A 5169-nucleotide genomic window follows, 5' to 3' on the forward strand; every position below is an offset into this window, starting at 1 on the left:
CTTCTTTAGTAGATTGATAACACAACAGTACCCAAAGCAGTTGTTCAGCGGTTCCATCATAACCGCGCAAACGATGCGTAAAATAACCTTCGGTTTTTCCTGCTTCATACAGTTGTATCAAAGCCTTAAAGCCTTCATCTATCCCCCACGCACAAAGCAGTTGGGCAGCACAAAGCTCAATAAAGACATCTTCGTGAGTAAGCAGTTTCTTAAGACCGTCAATGCGTTCTTGAGAAATATCCTCTGGTTCGAGTTCTTCAGGAAAGGTAGTATAAGTAACTCCTTGGGGAATACCATTTAAAAGTTCTTGTATCTGTTCTTCCATAACTTTATTTTTTAATGTGGAAAAATATAATTACCGTGGAGTTCATCTATCCACATGACTTCTCCATCTTCAAAACAAATTTCTACCTCCAAAGGAAATTCACTATCTTCTCTATCCCAATTGGTAAAAGCTCCTACATAAACAATGTTTTTAGAGGTCTTACACTGACTGGGGATAGCTACAAATTCAAAATCAAGCTCAAAATGGTGTGTATTCTTTCGCTCCAGCTCTCCTTCGTTAACCAACTCTTCGTAAAAGTTCCGCAATTGCTCTTTCAGTTGTTCCCGATAGGAATTGTGATAAAAGAACTGTTCAAAGGCAACTTCTTGTTTAGGCGAAAAGAAACCTGCTTCTCCTGCTTCATTATATATCCATATAGGCAGTGTTACTCCCAAACTCGGAATCAATATATCACTAATTGTAGAGGATATACCCTCTTCTTTTTCAAAAATAATTGTTCTGATCATATTGCTTTTAGTTTTTACTCAATTTCGCCAAATTGCATCATTAGCAAATTGACTCATCGGCTCATTGTCTCATTATCCTTAATGAAATAGCTCTTATCTTCTGTGGGGCAATAGTAGAGCCTGAGCTTTTCACCTTCTTCCAAAAGAAAAGTAATCTCACTATTTCCAGCTACTTCTTGGGCAAAAATAGCGCTAATATGTTTGCCTTTGAGTTGCCAAGCCTCCGTAAGGTCATCAAAGCGATAGTCATCATCGTCCTCATCTACTTCATACTCATTCCAACACTCACAAAAAGCAATACCCACATCTAAAAAGAAATGAAAAATAGGTTGTCCTTCTGCTTTTAAATAGACGATTAAAACACCTCCATCATCAGGATTTACACATACTTTGAGTTGCTCTATGGGCAAACCATTGAGCATGCTAAGGTTGAAATGGGTATCTTGGTACATTCTTCCTGGTGCCCAAAAAATATGTTCATCTTCAGGGTTATATCCACTGAAAAAATGTTCAAAATATCCCTTTGTTCTTCCCTCAGCATATAGTTGTATCAATGCTTTATCCCCCTCTTCTAGTGCCCACGCAGAGAGTAATTTAGCAGCAGATAGCTGTATAAAGGCATCTTCGTGGGTAAGTAACTTGCGTAAACCGTCGATGCGCTCTTGTGGGACATCTTCAAGGCGAAGTTCTTTAGGAATGGTAGTATAAGTAACCTCTTGAGGGATACTATATAAGAGTTCTTGTATGTATTTTTCCATAGTAATGAATAGGGTTATTAGTCTAACAACATTGGCTAATTGACAAATCGACTCATTGGCTAATTGATAAATTCCCTAACTTCTCTTTTGCCAGCAGCACGTTCCTTTCTATAACTCTTTTCTACATAAGTGCTTTTGAAATCGGTACCTTTGAAAGTGCGTACAGGGTTGCCACGCTGCACTTGGGTGTGGTTACTCCAATGGTTCTGTGCTTGCTCGGCAAGTTGCTGAAGCTCCATTTCGGCGAGTTTTTCTTTAAGGCGGGCAAGGGCGAGTTTCTTATTATCCAGTTGCGAACGCGAATCCTGTGCCAATACGCTGATACCCGTAGGTAGGTGGGTGGCGCGTACTGCTGAATTTACCTTGTTCACATTCTGTCCGCCATTGCCTTGCGAGCGAGTGGTTTGGAACTGTACATCACGCTCCGAGAAAGACTGGCGTTGCAGTTGGTCAAGCTGAAAAACACCTATATACCAATTGCTGCGCTGGTGAAACTTGCGAAAGGTGCTCTTGCCTACCCAGCACATGGTGCCAAGCCAACTTTTCAAAAACGGCGCTAACTCCTTGCCTTTGAGTTGCAGGGTAACGGATTTGACAGTGAGATTGGCATCGCCTTCCTCTCGGCTGAGAATGGTATAGCTGATGCCTGCTTGAGTAGCTTCTTGCAGGAAAGTCTTCAGTACTTTCGCCACTACCCATTGGCATTCTAAAGGACCGCGTCCTGCGGTGATTTGTATGATTTTTTCTTCCATTTTTTCTTTTTGTTTATAGTTGCACATACGGCTTGCACTCTAAAAGCATCTCCCCAATTTCCATTGCTGAGGTGTGATACCTAAGGGCTGCTATTTCTTTCAGCGGGGTACGCTTGTACTTTTCCTTAGGTTCATAGCGCTTTTGGTATCGCCTCCACGAATAACTGCCTCCATAGATTTTGCTATGGATAATCCCCCAGTTCTTATAGTCACTTATGATCTTATCAAGCTCGGCGAGTTCTCGCTCTATGGCTATATCTACCGGACGGTAGTGGGTGATCATATTAGGCTTTACGCGTAGTTCAAAACGCCAAGGCTCAGCAAATTCATAATAAATTTCAAAACGCTTACAAACAGAATTATAACGCTCCACTTTCATAAAATATTTACATTCTTCTGCTACCAGTTTGCCCTTTTCTATCGCATCCACCCACTCCCATTGTCTAAATGATAATAATTCCTGTTTTCTAGGAAGATAGATGCGCTTACCTCTGCGTTTTTTCTTTTTTTGGAATTTGCGGTTATCAGCGTATTGATAAGTATTGATTTTAGCCAAAAGATTCTCAAAAAAATCTCCCAATTTACTGCGTTTTACATCATCACGAACCACAAAGAAACGCACATAGCCCTTTTGGTAAGGTTTTTCAAGTGGTACAAGCGGCAGGGTTCGTCTCTGTTTTTCTAGTTCAGCGTGGCGATCACAGCATTCGCGCAAAAACTTCTCGTAGTCTTCTCGAACAATACGTTTGCGAGAACGCAAATTGCGCAGGCGAGAGACTCCTTCGGGGGTAATATATAGATTTCCCATGCTAATCAGTTTTTAGTAGTCAGTAGTCTGTTATCGACTAACCAACTACAATTAATAATTAAATTGATATTTGCTTGGGATTTTTGAGAGAAGGACAAACAAAAAGCCCGAAGCTGTCGCTTCGGGCTTTTGTTATATGATAGAGTAATGCTACATCAAGCTAATATGCCACGAAGCGTTACCTTTGCAAAGGTAATTCTATGGTAATATGTAACTTGATATATTTCATTTCTTCTGCTATTTTTATTAAGGTTAAACAATAATTGTTTGAAATCGGGGGCAAAGGTAGTGACTAATAACGAACAACAAATAATAAATAACAAATAATTAACAAAACCATTTCTGTTATTACATACTGAACATTAAAAATTAATCCTTATTTTTGCACTCTATGAAAACGCATTTTTTATCCTTTATTCTTAGCAGCTTACTACTGCTAACAGCTTGTAACAAAACTACTTCGAACGAGCAGACCCCTCCTAACAAGAAAGAAGAGAGTGCCCCCTCCTCTAAAGAAAAACAGCCGTCCACTAAGGAGACTTTCCTTACAGGAACTTTCCTCCAGCTCTTTGGCAAAGACGACTGGTCTTCTTCCCAATGGGAACAGTACTTCGCCGAACTCAAGGAGCTAAAAATCCATACCCTCATCGTGCAATATACTGCTTTCAAGAATGCATATAACGACATTACTTGGTTCGATTCAGCCAATACTTTCACCACTGAGAAGAGCCGCCTTACCTTAGCACGGCTGCTTGAGGCTGCACAAAAACAAGGGATAGAAGTACATATAGGACTCCACTTTGACGATTCTTATTGGCAGCATCAGGCGGATAGGGCTTGGCTTGTGCTTAATGCCGAACGCTGTATTGCCTTAGCCGAAGAACTCCATAGCCAGTTTGGTAATCATCCTGCTTTCAAGGGATGGTATATCCCTCATGAACCTGAGCCGTATGCCTATGGTTCTGATGAAAAAATAGCTCTCTTCAGGGAAGTTTTTATAAACCCCATCGCCGATGCAGTCCATCACTGGGATCACAAGCCTGTTTCCATTGCTGCTTTTTGGAACAGCTCCCTTACCTCCCCCACTCAGCTCCAGCACTTCATGGCAGAATTGGCTAAGAGCCACCTGCAAATCATCATGTTACAAGATGGTGTAGGAGCCAAGCACGTAACACTTGACCAATTAGGCACTTATTACCAGAGTGCACAGAAAGGGCTTTTTGAGGAAAACAAAAACTACAAGGGGGCTTTTTGGACAGACTTGGAAACCTTCTATTCTCCTACAGGGGAATATCCTTTTACCCCTGCTTCTTTTGATAGAGTAAGCCAACAGCTCACTATAGAAACAGCGCTGCCCAAGGTAAGTAAAGCTGTCTCCTTCCAATATTATGACGATATGAGTACTCTCAGCCCTCACAAGGCGCAAGCACAAGCCCTTAGAGAGGCATACAAAAAATGGCTGAATCAAAAATAAAGTAAATATAACACAAACTCTCAAGAAAAAACCATCCTTGGCTCATAAGGATTTCTATAAGGACAACTATCAACAAGTCAAGGTCTTTAAGCCCTTTCATCACAGACTACTACCACCTTATGTCCTTATATAAGAAAAATGGATCTTCGCAAGACTCATCGTAGTGAAAAAGAAAAGCTCTACAACCAGTTTAAGGCTTACAAGGAGGCATAATCCTATAAAAATGTATCTATGACCAAACTATGAAAACTGCTCTGAAAGAGTTATGATCATAGTAAGTGACAACAAAAAAACTTCCTTTTACCAGAGGTAAAGGGAAGTTTTAATTTGTTAATTAGCTAAATTAGCTCATTAAAATCCTTGTATCTTTTCAGCACGACCATCCTTGCTTTTAAGAACACGTACAGTACCTACTGGAGAAGTGTCAGTACCCACCTTAACATAGTCTGTCTCTTGGAATCCTTCTATGGCATCCCCTGTAAATGTCCCTGAAATAGCATGTAGATCTCCTGCCTTATTTATAAAGAAAATTTTAATACACGACAAAAAATAATAAGGTACTTGACAAAAGAGCTGAAATTCTTT

At 40.4% G+C, this 5169-nt stretch carries 6 protein-coding genes and 1 pseudogene; 1 reads left to right on the plus strand and 6 read right to left on the minus strand.

Annotated features, from left to right (window positions below; all coding sequences use genetic code 11):
- From Q0625_RS03040 to Q0625_RS03060, 5 genes are all read right to left on the minus strand, one after another.
- The coding region (locus tag Q0625_RS03040; RefSeq protein ID WP_298823423.1) for a hypothetical protein at window positions 1-325 on the minus strand (325 nt) is incomplete at its 3' end.
- A gap of 11 nt (window positions 326-336) precedes the next feature.
- Window positions 337-792, minus strand: coding sequence for a hypothetical protein (locus Q0625_RS03045; protein ID WP_298823424.1), 456 nt, complete (start codon window positions 790-792; stop codon window positions 337-339).
- A gap of 53 nt (window positions 793-845) precedes the next feature.
- A complete protein-coding gene (locus tag Q0625_RS03050) occupies window positions 846-1550 on the minus strand; it encodes a hypothetical protein (RefSeq protein ID WP_298823425.1) in 705 nt (234 codons plus the stop codon).
- Window positions 1551-1609: 59 nt separating this feature from the next.
- Window positions 1610-2302: a peptide chain release factor H gene (gene prfH, locus Q0625_RS03055; protein ID WP_298823426.1), complete on the minus strand. Its 693-nt coding sequence runs from the start codon at window positions 2300-2302 to the stop codon at window positions 1610-1612.
- Between the two features lie 13 nt (window positions 2303-2315).
- The gene (locus Q0625_RS03060; RefSeq protein WP_298823427.1) at window positions 2316-3110 is read right to left on the minus strand and encodes a hypothetical protein; all 795 of its coding nucleotides are present in this window, start codon (window positions 3108-3110) and stop codon (window positions 2316-2318) included.
- A gap of 391 nt (window positions 3111-3501) precedes the next feature.
- On the opposite strand from Q0625_RS03060, the gene Q0625_RS03065 reads away from it, so the two are divergent.
- Window positions 3502-4584: a DUF4434 domain-containing protein gene (locus tag Q0625_RS03065; protein WP_298823428.1), complete on the plus strand. Its 1083-nt coding sequence runs from the start codon at window positions 3502-3504 to the stop codon at window positions 4582-4584.
- A gap of 351 nt (window positions 4585-4935) precedes the next feature.
- Here the strand turns inward: Q0625_RS03065 and Q0625_RS03070 are convergent.
- Window positions 4936-5169 (minus strand): annotated as a pseudogene (locus tag Q0625_RS03070) (hypothetical protein); the annotation flags it as partial.

This window comes from uncultured Capnocytophaga sp., assembly GCF_938029845.1.
Classification (GTDB): Bacteria; Bacteroidota; Bacteroidia; order Flavobacteriales; family Flavobacteriaceae; genus Capnocytophaga.